We start from the raw sequence: 16160 nt of genomic DNA, 5'->3' as shown, positions 1-16160 counted from the left end.
AGGACGCATGCGCACGTTCCTGATTGGCGGTCTGTTGGCGATGGCGGTGGGCTGTGGCGGTCCCATGGAGCTGGAGGAGGGGTCGGACCTGGCCTCGCAGGAGTCGGCGCTCCCGGACTGCCTCAACACTGACAACATGATCACGTATTACAACAACGCGTCCCACTCGATCATCGTCGGTCAGCGCGGGTGCTATTGCGGAAACTGGGTGAGCTGGGGCCAGACGTCTTCGACCTACTGGGAGAACACCAGCTGTTAGCCCACCCCCGACACCACGGAGGCGGTTGAAGTCCGCGTCTCCGCGAGGATCCGCGCTGACTCCACGGCGGCATCCTCCGGCCTGACGCTGGTGTCGGAGATGCCGGCGATGAGCCGGGTGCGGTCGTGGTCCACCGCGCCCGGCTTCGCCCAGGTGTCCGCGTCCGGCGCGGTGAGGTACGCGGAGAAGGCGTGGTGCCCGGAGCCGGGGCGCTCGCCAATCACATGCACCAGGGCGCGCGGACGCGTGTCCCCTTCCGCGCCGAACAGCAGCTGGCCCACCTGGTAGCCCGCGCGCACCCGGCCGTGCTTCACCACCAGCACCTCCGGCGCCACCCTCCAGCCCGTCGCCTCCAACTCCGCGCGCAGCCGCGCCAGGAACGGCGCCAGGTGGCCCGCGTCCATCAGCGAGCGCGGATCCAAGCCGTCCGAAATCACAATCTGCGCGTCCCACCGTCCGCCCTGCCGGTCACGCAGCGCACGCACCGTGGCCTCCGACTTCGCGTCCAGCGACTCGCCCGACGGCGGATGCAGGATGTAGTCGCGGCGGTCCTCGGAGTTCGTCCGCAGCCGCACCGCGCCCGGCAGGGCCTCCACCGCCGCGTCGGACAGCTCCGACCACAAACCCACCTTGGCGTCCTCGTACAACCCTCGCAGGTCCTTCTCCAGCGACGGCTCCAGCGTCCAGGGCTCCTCGCCGTGCCCCACCGCTAGAGGCACGCTCCGGGCGCGCACCTCCGCCATCTTCGCTTCCGCCTCCGCCCGAAGCTCGCCTTCCGTCCTCGTGTCGCCCTTGTGGCGGCGGTAGTGCACGTAGACGTGCGCCGGATCCCCGAAGTGCTTCGTGGGCCGGCCATCGGCGTCGATGACGCCCAGGCGCTGGAAGAACGCCCACATCCGGTCGTCCACCTTCAGGCCGCGCCGCTCGCGCAGCCGCACGTGGTCCTGGAAGGACGTGGTGAGGTAGCTGAGCATCGGATCATTCCGCGTGGGCAGCGCCATCATGTACGCGGGCCCCGCTTCCGCGAGCTGCTCCTGGCACCAGCCCAGGTCGTCCAGCGTCACGTCCATGTGCAGCGTGGAGCACACGTCCAGGCCCAGCGTGAGGCCGTGCAGCTTGCCCATCACGATGTCTTCCAGACAGCAGCGCACCAGCTGCTCGCGCGTGCGGAACACCTCCGGCCCGATGAAGCCCGCCACGTCGTTGACGTGCACCCATGGCTCCGCGTCGCGCCCCGCGCCCGCCTGCGCGATGGCCACCCGGCGCTTCAGGGCCCGCGCGAAGCCGTACTTGCGCGACTCGTGGATGAGCATGTCCGTGCCGTGATGGTGGCCGTTCGTCGCGTCCGCGCCCTGCCCGGTTTCGAAGTACAGGCCCCACCGCCCGGTGCGCGCCGCCGCGTGCGCCACCATCTTCTCCAGCGTCACGTCGAAGGTGCGGTTGGCCGCCTCGTTCCCGCCGAGGCTCTGGAACCAGATGCCCGTGGTGCCCGGCCGCAGCGCCTCCACCTGCGCCTGCACGTCGATGTGCGCGAGCACGCAGTGGGGCATCACCTCCTCCAGCCCGAACGTCGTCAGCACGTCGTGCAGCGCGGACTCCACCGCGGCCACCGACGCCGGATCCGACGACACCGGGTTGGTCCCCAACACCACGTCGCCCACCGCGAAGGACCACCCGTTGAAGACCTGCCAGCGGATGTCCTCCGGATGATCCGTGGGCGAGTTGGGCTGCAAGCGCGCGCCCAGGTAGCCCTTCGCGCCCACGCGGCTGCCCGGCAACGGATGGAAGATGCGCCCACCCACCGCCTTGAGCTCCGCGTCGGTCATCAGCTTCACGACGCACGCGATGACATCGCTGGGGAGACCATCGAGCACTTCATGCACTTGCGACTCGCCAGCGGTGAGCAGGAAGTCCTTGAGCTGGCCCAGCGTCCAGCCCGCCACGCGCTTCCAGCGCGCGGAGTCCCACGCCTCCAGGTTGAAGATGTGCAGCCGGTCCTCGAACGGAGGATGCGCGTGCACGTCGTCCAACCGCGTGCGCGACAGCAGGGTCCGCGCATTCCGTCGCGAGTCCTCATCCGCCGCCGCGACACCGATGGCCGCGTCGCCTTCCTTGAACGCGTTCGCCGCGCCCAATACCTGTTGATACAGGCGCGCATCGAAGCCACCGCTCAGGCGCTGCACGTAGTCCAACACGTCTTCGTCGGGGTGGACGTCGGGGAGACGGACGCTCATGGGACGAGAGCTTTATCCGGCGCCCCCGCCGCGCCACCATCCCCCCACGGCGCTGTCGCCTGCGTGACGCCCGGACGCCTGCTCCACACGATGCTTGCTGTTGCAATCGTCAGCGCGCCGAAGCTCATCCACCGTCCTTGCCCGGGACGCACCCCGGTGGCGGCTTCCAGGTGAGTAACGCGTCCACCCGCGCGTCCTGCACCCGCGACACGCCCTCCGGCGCATCGAGCTTGTTGACGCCGGGCTCGCGCGTGAAGTCGAGCTCCCTGACGGGGACGGGCAACGCCGGGCAGCCTTCCTGGAATGTGGCCTCCGCCTCGGTCATGAGCACGTTCGCGTGGTCCTCGCCGGGAGCCCACGAATAGGGAAACGTGAACTGGCCCGACACGAGCTCCGCGCCTCCGGGAGGAAACCAGTTCCAGCTCAGGGTCGTCTGCGCCGAGGAGCCTCCAAAGGCCCCACCGGAGATCCCGCCTCCGCTCCCTTCATCGGTCACGGGCCACTCGACGCGGAGGCCCTTCGGCACCGGGATGCGCACGGCCTCCACCTGCACGCCGTCCTCCACTTCGGGCTCCAGCAGCAACATCCACATCAGCTCGCGGATCCGCTCCAGCGACACGCGCCCCACCTTCACACCGGATTGGCGCGCGGCGTCCGTCCCCGCCGCGTCCACCTTGCCGTCGGACTTCAGCGCCAGATTGGAGCAACTGTTCGAGCGGTACGTGGTCCCCGTCGCCAGGTGGTACGCGTCGAGCTGATCACAGAAGTTGTAATGCCCTCGCCGGCCCCGGATCACCAGCCAGCCATCCATCGGAACGCGGATGCGTCCCAGCGGCAGCACCGACTGGACCTGACGCGCTTTGGGTTCGAGTGCCAGGCATCCTCGCCAGGCCTTGTAGCGAAGCCGTGAGGGCTGCTTCCGGGCCTCCTTCATGCAGTCCGGCGGAGGCGGCGCATCCTCGTCGAACGTGCCGGGGCGGCGGTTCTCCCGCCGGAAGGCCTTCTCCGCTCTCGCGCGCCAGGCTTCGGTCTCCGCGCCGCACGCACCGGCCTTCAAGGGACACAGCAGGGATGCCAGCCGATGCCTGGGCGAGGACTCGCGCGACAGCACGTCACGGAGGTCCGGAGGAATCACGACGGTCTGTGCCCCGGCACGGCCCAGTTCCAGCTGGGACGCGAAGTAAGCCTTGCCCCCGTCGCGCCACCACGCCTTCAGCGCGAGCGCGGGCACGCTGTGCTCAGCGTCCACGGTCAACGGCTCGCGGTGCTCCTCCTCACGAGCGATGCCGAAGCAACGGTGGCCCAGCAGGACCCGCATCGCCGTCCGCGCCTCCTCCACCTCGCCGTCCTCCGGGAGCGCCTCCATCCGCGCGTCGAACGCGGCCAACTCCTCCTTCGCCGAGCTCCAATCGGAAGTGCCCGGCGTACACGGGACGATGCGCTCCGACTGCGAAGGCGCGGCCGCCAACAGCCAGCCAAGCCCGAAGGACACCATGAGGGACACGGACATGCCCGCCATGGCACCCGCTCACGGGCTCGGACGTCAAGTCGCGCGGCGGCGCACTACTCGTCGAGGAGGGCGGACCAGAAGTGCACCAGCTTCAGCGCTTCCATCGCGCCGGACTGCCGGTCCATCTCCGCGTGGGTGATCAGCGGCGTGGGCCGAAGGTGCACGTGCGTGTGCGGCTCCAGTGCGCGCGCCAGGAGCGTGGACTCGATGGCGGGGATGACCGAGTCATCCGTCCCGTGCAGCAGGTACACCGGCGCCCGGGGCGCGGGGGAGTGCTCCGGCGACAGTGACGGGTCTCCGGCGAAGCCCTTCACGAAGGGCAGCAACCGGGGCCCCAGCGCGGCCACGTCGCGCGTGTTCACCTGGTGCAGCAGCGTGGCGGCGGGCTCCGGCAACGTGGCCTCCATCGCTCGGGCTTCCGCGAACGCGGCTTCCGCCTGCTTGCCATCCACGAGCGTCAGGTGCGACGCGTGCATGAACTTGAGGACGCCCTTGCGCAGCGCCTCCACCTGCTCCGGTGGCACCAGGCGGTCCGCGACGTTCAGCAGGATGACCACCACGCCGTAGTCGTGCGGCGTGCGGTGCACCCCGTCCGCCTGCACGCCCGTGCACAGGAAGGACAGCACGCGCGACAGCTCGCCGTGCCCGCCGAAGGACAGCACCGCGGCCACCTTGTCGCGCAGCGCAGGCCGGCCCGCCGCGACGACGGACAGACCCCCGGAGAAGCTGATGCCGAAGAGATCCACCTTCCCCTCGGGCGCCAGCGCTCCCGGCCCCAGCGCCCAGAGGGCCGTGTCCTCGATGACGTCCGGCAGGCGCGGGGTGATTTCGTAGCGCAGCAGGTCCGGCGGCTCGGGCGTGAGCACCGGCTGTCCCCCCATGGCCAGGTCCTCCGCCAGCTTCACCAGCCGGGGCTCGTCGATGCCCGCCGCGTGCACACCCGACGTGAGCACGATGAGCCGGCGCTTGCGCTCATCCGGCTGGTAGAGCCGCGCCCGCACCGGCCCGTGGCGCGTGGGCACGCTCAGGTCCGTGACGGTGAAGGCCCCGGTGCCATGGCGGGCCACGGCATCGGCCGTGGTGCCGTGGAGGCCCGCCGCGCGCAGCACGAAGGACAGCCCGCGCAGCTCGGGCGGCACCAGGAAGACGACCGCGAGCAGCAGGGCCGCCAGCGCGGCCCCCAGCGTCCAGCGCGTCCGGCGCTTCATTGCATCAGGGTTTCGACGAAGGTGCACAGCTGGTCGCGCTCGAAGGGCTTCTCCAGCAGCTCGCGCGCGCGGCGGCCCACGAACTCACGGGCCTGCGGGTTCACCCCGCCCGTCATCAGGCCGGTGCGCGGCGCCAGCTCCGGCGCCAGCCGCTCCAGCTCCACCAGGAAGTCCATGCCGCTCATGCCCGGCATCATCAGGTCGCAGAGGATGGCGTCGAACTTCTCGCCATGCGACAGCCGCCGCAGCGCTTCGCGCGCGTCCTGGATGACGTGCACGTCGTAGAGGTTGCGCAAGAGCCGGCTCACCGCGCTGCCCACCGCCGGCTCGTCGTCGATGAGCAGCAGCCTGCGCAGGTTCCGCGTCGCGCGCACCGCCTGCGAGGAGTCCTCCACCACGGCCTGGACCGCCTGCGCGGGCCGGGCCGTTTCGGGCAGCAACGCGAGCGCCGGCAGCTCCACGCGGAAGAGGCTGCCCTGCCCCTGTTCGCTGGACACCTCGATGTGGCCGCCCATCGCGTGCACCAGCGTGAGGCAGATGGACAGGCCCAGGCCCGTGCCGCCCTTCGGGGAGCGCGTGGTGAAGAACGGATCGAAGATGCGCTGGCGCACCTCCGGGGGCATGCCGTGCCCGTTGTCCTCCACCTCGATGAGCACGTGGCCCTCGCGGCCCGGGCGCACGCTCAGCTTGAGCAGGTTCTCTTCCGGAGGCCGCTCGCCGAAGGCCTGGAGCGCGTTCATCAGCAGGCCCGTGACGACCTGGCCCAGCCGGCCCTCGTTGCCATGCACCGCGGGCACTGGCTCCAGGTCACACGTCAGGCGCGCGCGGTGCTGGAGTTCGTCGCGCATCAACTTGACCGCGCCCTCCACCGCGCGCCGCACGTCCACCGGCCCGTGCTGCTCCTCCTCCGTGCGCGAGAACGTCCGCAGGTCGCGCACGATGGAGCGCACCCGCCCCGCTCCCTCCAGCGCCTCGGCCACCACCTGCCGCAGCTCCTCCAGTTGCTCGGCCGGCACCGGCAACACCGGCTGCGCCACGCGCTCCCAGAGGTAGGCCAGGTTGGAGGTCACATAGGAGAGCGGGTTGTTGATCTCATGCGCGACGCCCGCGGCCAGCGTGCCCACGGACGTCATCCGCTCCGCCAGCCGCCGCTGCGTCTCCAGGCGGGTGCGCTCGGTGACGTCGCGCACGAGCCCCACCAGGAAGCGCTCACCGTTGGGCAGCGAGTACGCGGCCCGCTGCGTGAGCACCTCGCGCGAGCGGCCCTTCGAGTCGGTGAACGAACCCTCGTCCTCCACGGTCTGCCCGGTGGTGAAGGCGCGCTCGTCCTGGCGCCACGACGCCTCCGCTTCATGCGGCGGCACCTGCGCCGAGGAGACGGTGCCGCGCAGCGCTTCGGCGGGTTGATCCAACAGGCGGCAGTAGGCGCCGTTGATCGCCACCAGGCGGTGCTCGCGGTCCTTGATGAACAGCGGCTCCGGCACCGCGTCCAGCGCGCCCTGGAACATGTCGCGGGCCCGCCGGAGCGCCTGCGCGTCTCCGTCCGCGGACCTGCGCCGCAGCGCCACCAGCCTCGCGCTCCAGTGCGTGCCGGGCGGGGCCACGCACTCGTCCGCGCCCGCGTTGATCAGCGCCTCCGCGTCCACGCCGTCGCGCGTCGTCAGCACCACCAGCCACGTGCGCGTCTGCAACCGCCGCGCGTGCGCCCACTGGCAGCGCGCCTTCACGGCCTCCAGCGGGCCGCCGTGGTCCCACAGGACGAGCAGTCCTTCAGGCAGCGGCTCCGGCGGGGTCTCCACGCGGATCACACGGCACGCGCGCCCCTCGGCCGTGGCGCATAGATCGCGCTCCACGTCCTGGGCCACCGGGGCTGGGACCGCCACCAGCATTGCGTGCACCGCGTCGCTCCTCGCGCCCCACGGGATCATTCTTCCCGCGTTGCCCGTCCGCATTGCAGCCTTGACCGTGCCAACCCGTCAACGCGGGGCCTCGCGGACTGCCCGTAGCCCATTTCCGGGTCCGGTGGGACTCAGAATTGCACGGAACCGCGCGCGACGATTCGGGGCCCTACCTTGCAGGAAGGTAGGAGCGAACAGCTCGCGCAGTGCTGGGGCAAGGTCTTCGCCGGGCAGGCGCCACTCATGCCGTAGTGACACAAAGCAAAGTCGTAGCGGACGGGGTCCTCTGGATCGAGTGCCCGCAACGACGCCGTGACCTCCTCGGCCGTACGCCACGTGAGGTCGGTGCGCTTCGTGAGTCCCAGGTGGAGCGCCATCCGTCCGATGTGCGTGTCCAGTGGGACCAGCAGTGCTGACGCGGGCATCTGCTTCCAGATGCCAAGGTCCACCGCATCCGGGCCGCGCACCATCCAACGCAGGTACAGGTTGAGGCGCTTCGCCGCGCCCGGTCCCAGGGGCGAAGGCAGCAGGTGGTGCAGCCCCCGCTCCGGCCCCATCGCTTTTCGGAGCGCGTCCATGGGCACGTCCCGCAGCGCGGCGGTGAAGGCCGCGAGCGCTCCGTGGAGCGTGCCGCTCGTCTTCCAGCCCCGGACGAACAGGGCCTCCAGACTGCCGTGCTCGCGCAGGGCCTGACCCATGCCCAGGAGCAGCACCGCCAGGTCCGTGCCCACGTTGAAGCGGTACACGAAGCCCGTGAGGAGCGCCTTCGCTCCCGCGACATCCAACGCGCGCACGAAGGCCGCGGGCGACGGGCCCATCTGCTTCAGGAGCGCGTCCACCTTCGGGCGGAAGAGGTCCGCGCGCCCGTAGGCCAGCGCCGCCGCGAGCAGCGCGCTGACCTCCACGTCGCGCGGATCCGTGTAGCGGTGGGGGAACTCCACCGGATCGAACCCGATGCGGGCCTTCGCGTCGGTGGTTGCCAGGAAGGCATCCAGGCGGGGACGCAGGCGGTCGGCCGCCTGGGCGCTCAAGCCGGTGTGCGCGACACGGCGCTTCTTCATCTCGCGGGCTCCCACGTCGTCGGTTGGAACGCGGCGGAGGCGCCGCGCCCTTCCACCAGTCCTAACGCGTGAGCTCGCGCACCGCGTGGCCCAGTTCCGGGAGGATGAGCGCGTCCAGTGCCAGCCGCACCGCCTGCGGCGAGCCCGGCAGCGCGAAGAGGATCATCCCCTGGTACGTGCCCGCCGTGGCGCGCGACATCATCGCGGGGCTGCCGATGCGCTGGTACGACAGCATCCGGAACAGCTCGCCGAAGCCGGGCAGCTCCTTCTCGAAGAGCGCGCGCAGCGTCTCCACCGTGCAGTCGCGCCGGCCAATGCCCGTGCCGCCCGTGAACAGCACCGCGCGGGCTCCCGCCGCCTGCGCCTGCGCGAGCGCGCCCCGGATGGCCTCCGGATCATCCTTCACCACCGTGTGCCCGGCGACGGTGTGCCCCGCGGCGGCCAGGCCCTCGCGCAGGTCCTTCCCGCTGCCGTCGTGCGCCTCGTCCCGGCTGTCCGAACACGTCACCACGTACGCACTGACATGCACCGGCGCGCGCGACTTGTGCTCCGCCGCCACCGCCGAGCCCTCGTGCGAATGCCCATGGTCGTGGTCGTGACCATGCGAGTGGTCATGGTCGTGGCCATGCGAATGGTCGTGGTCATGCGAATGGCCATGGCCGTGGTCGTGCGAATGCCCGTGGTGGTGGCCGTGGCCATGACCGTGGTCATGGTCGTGATCGTGTCCGTCGTGTCCCATGGTGGACGCTCCTGGAAGCGGGAAGGTGGCGATGCGAAGGGTCAGGCGTCAGGCAGGTCGACGACGAGCGTGCCGTCCTCGACCGTGAGCTGCACCGTCGGCTGGTCATCACAGACGCCGGGGGAGGTGGCGTTCTGGCCCGTGTCCATGTCGAAGCCGACCTCGTGGCAGGGGCACACGACCATGTTGTCCTCGATGCGTCCGCCCGACAGCAGGCACCCTGCGTGGTTGCACCAGTCATCCAGGCCCTTGTAGCGGCCCTGGATCTTCGCGATGCAGACGTTGCGCTTGCCCACTTCGTAGCCCCGCATCTCCCTCTCGGCGAAGTCCGCGGGTCCCAGCTTGATCTTCGTCATTGCGTTCCTTTTCCCACAACACGTTCGGGCCTGCACCCCCGTTCCCCCGGCATTAATTTCCCGGCCGTGACTCCCGACGTGACACCCTCCACCGCCGTGCTCACCGACAAGGCGGCCGTTGCCCAGCTCCTCCGGGACATGTCCCTGCTGCTCCAGCTCCAGGGACAGAGTGGCTTCCGCGTCCGCGCCTACGACATCGCCGCGGACCGCATCGCGAACCTGCCGCAGGACCTGGGCGCCATCGTCACCGAGGGCCGCCTGCAGGAGCTCCAGGGCATCGGCCCGGGGCTCGCCGAAAAGCTCACCGAGCTGGTGACGACCGGGCACATGACGGCCTTCGAACAGCTGAAGGCCCAGTTCCCCGCCGGCCTGCTGGAGCTGATGAAGCTGCCGGACGTGGGCCCGAAGAAGGTGGCGGCCCTGTGGAGCGAGCTCCAGGTGGGCAGCGTCGAGGACCTGGAGCGCGCCTGCCGCGACGGCCGCGTGCGGGAGCTCAAGGGCTTCGGGGCCAAGAGCGAGGCGAAGCTCCTGGACGGCATCGCGGTGTACCGGCGCGCCCGTGGTGAGCGGAAGCTGTTGGGCGACGCCCTGCCCATCGCGGAGGCCCTGCTGGAACTCATCCGCCAGGCCCCGGGCGTGGTGCGCGCCAGCCTGGGAGGCAGCGTGCGCCGCCGCGCGGAGACGGTGTCCGACGTGGACCTCATCGCCTCCGCGGCGGAAGCGGGACCGGTGCTGGACACGCTCGCGAACGCGCCGGGCGTGGCCACGGTGCTGGGCAAGGGCGACAGCAAGTGCTCCGTGCGCATGGTGCAGGGCGACCTCCAGGTGGACCTGCGCGTGCTGCCGGACGAGGACTTCGCCACCGCGCTGCACCACTTCACCGGCTCCAAGGCGCACCACATCCGGCTGCGCAACCTGGGCCATGAGAAGGGGCTCAAGATTTCGGAGTGGGGCGTGCACCGCGAGGACGGCACCAAGGTCCCCGTCCCCGACGAGGCGACGCTGTACCGGCTGCTGGACATGCAGGAGGTGCCGCCGGAGCTGCGCGAGGACAACGGCGAGGTGGAGGCCGCGAAGGCCGGCAAGCTGCCCGAAGACCTGGTGACGCTCGAGGACGTGCAGGGCGCGGTGCACGCGCACAGCACCTGGTCCGACGGCCGCAACACGCTGGAGGAGATGGCGCGCGCGGCGCAGGCGCTGGGGCTCAAGTACCTCACCATCACCGAGCACAGCGAGGCGGCCATCCACGCGGGCGGCCTGAAGGTGGAGGACCTCAAGCGGCAGTGGGAGGAGATCGACCGCGTGAACGCGGCGGTGCCCGGCGTGCGGCTGCTCAAGGGCATCGAGGTGGACATCCTGGAGTCGGGGGCGCTGGACTACGCGGACAGCGTGCTGGAGCAGTTGGAGGTCGTCATCGCCTCCATCCACGTGCGCCACTCCATGGATGAGGACCAGATGACCCGCCGCGTGCTGGCCGCGCTGGACAACCCGCACCTGCACATCCTGGGGCACCCCACCGGACGCCTCATCCAGAGCCGCGAACCGTACCCCCTGCGCATGGAGGAGGTCCTGGAGCGCGCCCGGGAGCGCGGCGTCGCGGTGGAGATCAACGGCAAGCCAGCGCGGCTGGACCTCAAGGCCGAGTACGTGCGGCAGGCCGTGGGACGCGGGGTGAAGCTGGTGGTGAGCTGCGACGCGCACCGTCAGGAGGACCTGAAGAACCTGGCCTACGCGGTGGCCACGGCGCGCCGGGGCTGGGCGAGGAAGAAGGACATCCTCAACACCCGGTCCGCGGAGAGCTTCCTCGCCGCCCTGCGGGAGCGCTGATAGGCTCGCGGGCGCGAAGATGTTCCGCCCGCTCCTCGTCATCCCCGTCCTCCTCTGTTTCCTCCTGTCCCTGCCCGCGCGGGCCGGCGCGGAGGCCCGTCCTTCGCGCGCGGACCTCCAGCGCGTGCTGGAGCTGCACGCCCGCTCGTCGGTGCGCGTGCGAGGCCCCCAGCACGCGGGCCCCGGCATCATCGTGGGCACGGACGGCCAGGTGCTCACCGCCGTGTCGCACGTGGGCCCGCAGTCCGCCCAGGTGGAGCACGAGGGCAATGCCCTGACGGCGCGCGTGGTGCTCTCCAGCACGGTGCTCCAGGTCGCGGTGGTGGCGGGTCCCCAGGGCGCGTGGCCCGCGGCGCCGGTGCGGCTGGTGCCGGAGGGGCTCGCGGGCCGCTGGGTGGTGGGCGTCATGCCCGCGCGCAAGAAGGGCCAGCGGGACACCCCGAAGGCCGCGGTGGCGAAGGCCGCCCCCGCACCCTTCTTCGACGTGGACCTGACGCTCGCGCCGGGCAGTCCGTTGTACGACGGGGACGGGCGGCTGGTGGGCCTCGTCGTCGAGCGCCGGGGCCGTGGCGCCAGGGCGCTGCCCCTGTCCGCGGTGAAGGCGGAGCTCGCCTCGGCGGACACGCCATGAGCCGCCCTCCGGGGCCACCCTTCCGCCTGAGCGCGGTGCAGGAGGCCGTGGGCCTCTGGGCGCTGGGCTTCCTGGGCATCATCGTGGCGTTCGTCATCGCCGGGGGCAGCAGCGTGCCCAAGCTGGTGGCCACGGTGGGCTTCCTCTACCTGCCGCTCATCCCCATGCGCTGGCGCGACGAGGACTACCGCGACTACGGCCTCAGCTTGCGCGCGTGGAAGCAGGACGTGCGCCTGTTCCTGGTGCTGTCCGCCATCGTGGGGCCGCTGTTCTTCGCGGGCTTCGCCGGCTTCGTGCAGGTGGTGCCGCACCTGCCGCCCGCGCTCGCGCAACACCTGACGCCCATCATCGGCGAAGGCCACTTCCAGCCGCGCCTGCCCCCGCGCTTCGGCGAGTGGGTGATTGATCAGCTCTTCGTCGTGGCCCTGCCGGAGGAGTTCTTCTACCGGGGCTACATCCAGGCCCGCCTGCGCGACGCGTGGCCCCAGGGGCGCGTGGTGCTGGGCGCCCGGCTGGGACGCGCCTTCTGGGTGACGGCGCTCCTCTTCGCGCTGGGGCACCTGGCCATCTTCCAGACGTGGCGGCTGGCGGTGTTCTTCCCCGCGCTGCTCTTCGGCTGGATGCGCGAGCGCACCGGCACCATCGTCGGCTGCGCCCTCTTCCACGCCGCCTGCAACCTCTTCGTGCGCTTCCTGGAGGTGTCGTTCTTCGGCGGCCCGTAGCAGCCCGCGTCAGGACGCAGTCAGGTGCTGGACCTGGAGGTCCGCGCCCATCACCAGCGTCGTGCCCTGTGGCAGCTCCACCCAGCCCTGGGTGCGCGTGACGTGGCTGGCCACCACCACCGTGCGCCGGCGGCGGTGCGCGGCCACCTCCGGATGCGTCTCCGGCGTGGCCGCGTCCACACCGCAGTGGGCGCACTCCGCGCTGCCCTCCAGGCGCGTGTAGTACAGCGGGGATTCGCCACAGCGGGTGGCGAGCAGCACGGTGCCATTGGTGGCCACCAGGTTGAGCGGCGGCGTGCGCACCTGCCCCACCTGGACGAGCGCGGCCTCCACTTCGCGCACCATGTCACGAAGCACGCGGCCGGCGACGGTGGGCTCCAGGCGCGGATCATCCGTGCGGCCCAGTTCGCGCAGGCGCGTGAGGAACAGGGCGAAGAGGACCTCACTGTCGGTGGGCCCCCGCACCTGCCGCTGGAGGTGCTCCGGCACGCGCGACAGCAGCAGGGCGCGCAGGGGCTCGAAGTCCGGCAGCGGGCCCTGGTGGGCGAACAACCAGTGGCGGGCCCGGAAGGGCTGGGTGTTCTCCTCGGGCGACAGGCCCAGCGGCAGGCGGCCCGCATGGAAGAGCACGGCCTCCGATTCGTGGGGAGGTCCCAGGTCGTCCAGCGTGAGCTCCCGGTCCGGCGCCAGGCGACGCAGGAGGACCTCCTCCTGTGCGTAGGAGCCTACGCCCAGGGCATTGGCCCGAGCCTCCGGGCGGAGGACCACCTGCTGGGTCAGCCGGTGCAGCTCGCACCGGAGCAGGTTGGGATCCGACGACAGGGCGGCAAGGATGGCGGACATGGTGATTCCCCCCTTCACCTCAAGGGATAAGGTCCATCCGACCCCGGTTCAGCGCCGCGAACCCGCTCCCCTGCTCTGGCGCTAAGCCCTTGAAATGGCTGGCATTTGATCAGTCATTGAATTGACACCTCACAGCGTGGCGCCTAACCTCCGGGCGCTTCCCGACTGCCCTCCTCACGAGGGACCGGGGTGCAGGTCTTCACCGGAGACGGAATGGCGGACGACATCGCAATCGGCATCGACCTGGGCACGTCGTATTCGTGTGTGTCCGTCGTCCACGAAGGTCAGCCCACGGTCATCCCCAACGAGTGGGGCGAGACGACGCATGCCTCGTGCGTGTCCTTCCTGGAGGAAGGATCCGTGCTCGTAGGCAACGCGGCGAAGAAGAACATCATCACCAGCCCCGAGACGACGGTGTACTCGGCGAAGCGGCTCATCGGCCGGTACTACTTCTCCGACGAGGTGAAGAAGGCCCAGGCGGTGATGCCGTACCGCATCGTCGAGGGCGACAACAACTCGGTGCGCATCGGCGTGCGGGAGCGCAGCTATTCGCTGCCGGAGATCTCCGCGCTGGTGCTCAAGGAGATGAAGGCCGTCGCGGAGACGTACCTGGGCCGCGAGGTGACCAAGGCGGTCATCACCGTCCCGGCGTACTTCAACGACAACCAGCGCCAGGCGACGAAGGACGCGGGCCGCATCGCGGGGCTGGAGGTGCTGCGCATCATCAACGAGCCCACGGCGGCGGCGCTCGCGTATGGCTTTGGCCGGGACGTCAACCAGCGCGTCGTCGTGTACGACCTGGGCGGCGGCACGTTCGACGTGTCCATCCTGGAGATCGGCAAGGACGTCTTCGAGGTGCTCGCGACGGCGGGCGACACGTACCTGGGCGGCGACGACTTCGACGACCGCATCATGACGTGGATGGCGGAGGACTTCCTCAACCGCACGCGGCTGGACCTGCGGCAGAACAAGTACTGCCTGCAGATGCTGAAGGACGCGGCGGAGAAGGCGAAGATCGACGTGGGCCAGAACGGCACCGCGGACATCCTCTGCCAGGGCATCTGCCAGGACGCCAACGGCAACGTGATGGACCTGCGCAACACGCTCAACCAGGACCAGTTCAACCGGATGGTGATGGACCTGGTGCAGCGCACGTTCAAGGTCTGCGACGAGGCCCTGCAGAGCGCGCGCCTGACGGCGGCGGACATCGACGCGGTCATCCTGGTGGGCGGCCCCACGCGGCTGCCCATCATCCGCAACTCGGTGAAGCACTACTTCCAGAAGGACCCGCTGGAGGGCATCAACCCGGATCAGGTCGTGGCCATGGGCGCCGCGCTCCAGTCGCACGCGCTCCTGGACAGCAAGACGGAGACGTTCCTGGTGGACGTCACGCCGCTGACGCTGCGGATTGGAACCGTGGGCGGGTACACGGAGAAGATCATCGACAAGAACACGCCGGTGCCCATCGACCGGTCGAAGACCTTCACCACCAGCCGCGACGGGCAGGAGAAGGTGAAGATCCGCGTGTACCAGGGTGAGTCCAACCGCGCCGAGGAGTGCGAGATGCTGGGCGAGTTCGAGTTCTCGGGCTTCCGCATCGGGTATCGCGGCGAGGTGAAGATCGAAGTGACGTTCGAGATCAACACGGACGGTCTGGTGAACGTGTCCGCGTGTGACGTGGAGACGGGCCAGAAGACGTCCACGACGATCACGTTGTCGTCCGGCATGACGGAGGCGGACATCCAGCAGTCGATCCAGTCGAACCGCAACACGCGGCTCGCGGGCCACCACAACAGCGATCTTCCCGCCGTGGCCAACTAGGCACCGCCGATGTCCGAGCCTTCCGATCCGAACGCTGGCGCACCGCCAGGGCCCCCGGCGCCCCCGGCCCCCGCGCGTCCGGCGACTCCCGCCCTGCCCCGGCTGACGGCCTCCGTGCCCCCGTCCGTTCCGCCCGCCGCGCCCCGGCCTCCCGCCGCGGCTCCGCCGAAGGTGACGGCGCCTTCGGGGACGGCCCCGGCGGCCCGGGCCACTCCGCCCCCCGTCACGCCCCCGATTGCTCCGGCGACGGCACGGCCCGCGTCGGGCCAGGTGCCCGCGGTTCCGCCCGCGGCACGGCCTGCTTCCGGGCAAGTGCCAGCGGTGACGGCTCCCGCGGCACGGCCAGCTTCGGGACAGGTGCCTGCGGTGGCTCCAGCGACCGTGCAGGCTCCCCCGGCGGGCGTCGTTCCGCCCGTGGCGCCAGCGACAGCACGGCCTGCGTCCTCCAGCGGTGTGCCTTCCGTCGCGCCCGCGAGTGGAGCCCCGCCGCGTCCGACGCCCGCGGGCCTCGCGCCCGTGGGGGCCGCGCCCCGTGGGACACCGCCGGGCATCGCCCCCGTGGGGACCCCCGCCGCGTCACGGCCAACGGTGTCCGGGGTTCCGTCCGTGGGTGTCGCGGCCCCACCGCCTGCGACGAATGCGCAGTCCCGTCCCACCGTGACCGCGATTCCAGCCGTCGGCGCGGTGACCCCTCCGCAAGCTCCGGCAACGCCCGCGACTGCTCGCGCGACCGTGACCGCGATTCCGGCCGTCGGCGCGGTGGCTCCGCCCCAGGCTCCGGCGACGCCCACGGGTGCACGCCCCACCGTCTCCGCGATTCCGGCCGTCGGCGCGGTGGCTCCGCCCCAGGCTCCGGCGACGCCCACGGGCGCACGCCCCACCGTCTCCGCGATTCCGGCCGTCGGCGCGGTGGCTCCGCCCCAGGCTCCGGCGACGCCCACTGCTGCTCGTCCCATCTCGACCACGACACCCGCCGTGGGCGCGGTGCCCCCGCCCCAGGCTCCGGCAACGCCCGCCGCGACGCGTCCCACCGCGACCGCGACACCTGCCG

The 16160-nt window shown here is 71.0% G+C and carries 13 protein-coding genes and 1 pseudogene; 6 read left to right on the top strand and 8 right to left on the bottom strand.

Translation table 11 applies throughout. From position 1 onward, the window contains the following. Window positions 1–7 precede the first annotated feature (7 nt). Entirely contained in the window at window positions 8–259 is a 252-nt protein-coding gene (locus tag D7X32_RS05605; protein WP_120601465.1) for a hypothetical protein, read from the top strand. On the opposite strand, the gene eutB is transcribed toward D7X32_RS05605, so the two are convergent. The 7 genes from eutB to D7X32_RS05570 all read right to left on the bottom strand — a co-directional run bounded on the left by eutB (window position 256) and on the right by D7X32_RS05570 (window position 9265). Beyond that, on the bottom strand, window positions 256–2493 hold the full coding sequence (gene eutB / locus D7X32_RS05600; protein ID WP_120601464.1) for an ethanolamine ammonia-lyase subunit EutB: 2238 nt from the start codon (window positions 2491–2493) through the stop codon (window positions 256–258). The genes D7X32_RS05605 and eutB overlap by 4 nt on opposite strands. A 124-nt stretch (window positions 2494–2617) precedes the next feature. Beyond that, window positions 2618–4012 (bottom strand): hypothetical protein, encoded by a 1395-nt coding sequence (locus D7X32_RS05595; protein WP_120601463.1) that lies wholly within the window; start codon window positions 4010–4012, stop codon window positions 2618–2620. Between the two features lie 44 nt (window positions 4013–4056). Further along, window positions 4057–5211, bottom strand: a complete 1155-nt coding sequence (locus D7X32_RS05590; RefSeq protein WP_120601462.1) for a hypothetical protein — start codon at window positions 5209–5211, stop codon at window positions 4057–4059. Further along, a complete protein-coding gene (locus D7X32_RS05585; protein WP_439328983.1) occupies window positions 5208–7100 on the bottom strand; it encodes a two-component system sensor histidine kinase NtrB in 1893 nt (630 codons plus the stop codon). The genes D7X32_RS05590 and D7X32_RS05585 overlap by 4 nt, the downstream gene beginning before the upstream one ends. Before the next feature lie 140 nt (window positions 7101–7240). After that, window positions 7241–8170 (bottom strand): TIGR02757 family protein, encoded by a 930-nt coding sequence (locus tag D7X32_RS05580; protein ID WP_171448205.1) that lies wholly within the window; start codon window positions 8168–8170, stop codon window positions 7241–7243. 61 nt (window positions 8171–8231) lie between these two features. Beyond that, window positions 8232–8699 carry a MogA/MoaB family molybdenum cofactor biosynthesis protein gene (locus D7X32_RS05575; RefSeq protein ID WP_208752328.1) on the bottom strand — a complete coding sequence of 156 codons (468 nt, stop codon included), beginning with the start codon at window positions 8697–8699 and terminating at the stop codon, window positions 8232–8234. A 251-nt stretch (window positions 8700–8950) separates the two neighbouring features. After that, a complete protein-coding gene (locus D7X32_RS05570) occupies window positions 8951–9265 on the bottom strand; it encodes a Rieske (2Fe-2S) protein (RefSeq protein ID WP_120601459.1) in 315 nt (104 codons plus the stop codon). A gap of 66 nt (window positions 9266–9331) precedes the next feature. Between D7X32_RS05570 and polX the strand changes: the two genes are divergently transcribed. Genes polX through mrtX form a run of 3 tightly spaced genes read left to right on the top strand, consistent with a single transcriptional unit; the run spans window position 9332 to window position 12445 of the window. Further along, window positions 9332–11092, top strand: a complete 1761-nt coding sequence (gene polX / locus D7X32_RS05565) for a DNA polymerase/3'-5' exonuclease PolX (protein WP_120601458.1) — start codon at window positions 9332–9334, stop codon at window positions 11090–11092. A 19-nt stretch (window positions 11093–11111) separates the two neighbouring features. Beyond that, the gene (locus D7X32_RS05560; protein ID WP_120601457.1) at window positions 11112–11723 is read left to right on the top strand and encodes an MXAN_2756 family trypsin-like serine endoprotease; all 612 of its coding nucleotides are present in this window, start codon (window positions 11112–11114) and stop codon (window positions 11721–11723) included. Further along, a complete protein-coding gene (gene mrtX / locus D7X32_RS05555) occupies window positions 11720–12445 on the top strand; it encodes a myxosortase MrtX (RefSeq protein ID WP_120601456.1) in 726 nt (241 codons plus the stop codon). The genes D7X32_RS05560 and mrtX overlap by 4 nt, the downstream gene beginning before the upstream one ends. A 9-nt stretch (window positions 12446–12454) precedes the next feature. Here mrtX and D7X32_RS05550 read toward each other — a convergent pair whose 3' ends face one another. Further along, window positions 12455–13288 carry a class II glutamine amidotransferase gene (locus D7X32_RS05550; RefSeq protein WP_120601532.1) on the bottom strand — a complete coding sequence of 278 codons (834 nt, stop codon included), beginning with the start codon at window positions 13286–13288 and terminating at the stop codon, window positions 12455–12457. A gap of 213 nt (window positions 13289–13501) precedes the next feature. On the opposite strand from D7X32_RS05550, the gene dnaK reads away from it, so the two are divergent. Together dnaK and D7X32_RS46165 are read left to right on the top strand one after the other, a co-directional pair. Further along, on the top strand, window positions 13502–15109 hold the full coding sequence (dnaK, locus tag D7X32_RS05545; RefSeq protein ID WP_120601531.1) for a molecular chaperone DnaK: 1608 nt from the start codon (window positions 13502–13504) through the stop codon (window positions 15107–15109). A gap of 732 nt (window positions 15110–15841) precedes the next feature. Beyond that, window positions 15842–16160 (top strand): annotated as a pseudogene (locus D7X32_RS46165) (hypothetical protein); the annotation flags it as partial.

The organism is Corallococcus carmarthensis, from assembly GCF_003611695.1.
GTDB classification, from domain to species: domain Bacteria; phylum Myxococcota; class Myxococcia; order Myxococcales; family Myxococcaceae; genus Corallococcus; species Corallococcus carmarthensis.
Note: the sequence above shows the minus strand (reverse complement) of the source record. Positions and strands in the feature narration are given on the sequence as shown.

Excerpts from the sequence above, each read along its gene's own strand:
- D7X32_RS05605 (WP_120601465.1), top strand. The coding sequence starts at position 8 with ATGCGCACGTTCCTGATTGGCGGTCTGTTGGCGATGGCGGTGGGCTGT.
- eutB (WP_120601464.1), bottom strand. The coding sequence starts at position 2,493 with ATGAGCGTCCGTCTCCCCGACGTCCACCCCGACGAAGACGTGTTGGAC.
- D7X32_RS05595 (WP_120601463.1), bottom strand. The coding sequence starts at position 4,012 with ATGGCGGGCATGTCCGTGTCCCTCATGGTGTCCTTCGGGCTTGGCTGG.
- D7X32_RS05590 (WP_120601462.1), bottom strand. The coding sequence starts at position 5,211 with ATGAAGCGCCGGACGCGCTGGACGCTGGGGGCCGCGCTGGCGGCCCTG.
- D7X32_RS05585 (WP_439328983.1), bottom strand. The coding sequence starts at position 7,100 with ATGCTGGTGGCGGTCCCAGCCCCGGTGGCCCAGGACGTGGAGCGCGAT.
- D7X32_RS05580 (WP_171448205.1), bottom strand. The coding sequence starts at position 8,170 with ATGAAGAAGCGCCGTGTCGCGCACACCGGCTTGAGCGCCCAGGCGGCC.
- D7X32_RS05570 (WP_120601459.1), bottom strand. The coding sequence starts at position 9,265 with ATGACGAAGATCAAGCTGGGACCCGCGGACTTCGCCGAGAGGGAGATG.
- D7X32_RS05560 (WP_120601457.1), top strand. The coding sequence starts at position 11,112 with ATGTTCCGCCCGCTCCTCGTCATCCCCGTCCTCCTCTGTTTCCTCCTG.
- mrtX (WP_120601456.1), top strand. The coding sequence starts at position 11,720 with ATGAGCCGCCCTCCGGGGCCACCCTTCCGCCTGAGCGCGGTGCAGGAG.
- D7X32_RS05550 (WP_120601532.1), bottom strand. The coding sequence starts at position 13,288 with ATGTCCGCCATCCTTGCCGCCCTGTCGTCGGATCCCAACCTGCTCCGG.
- dnaK (WP_120601531.1), top strand. The coding sequence starts at position 13,502 with ATGGCGGACGACATCGCAATCGGCATCGACCTGGGCACGTCGTATTCG.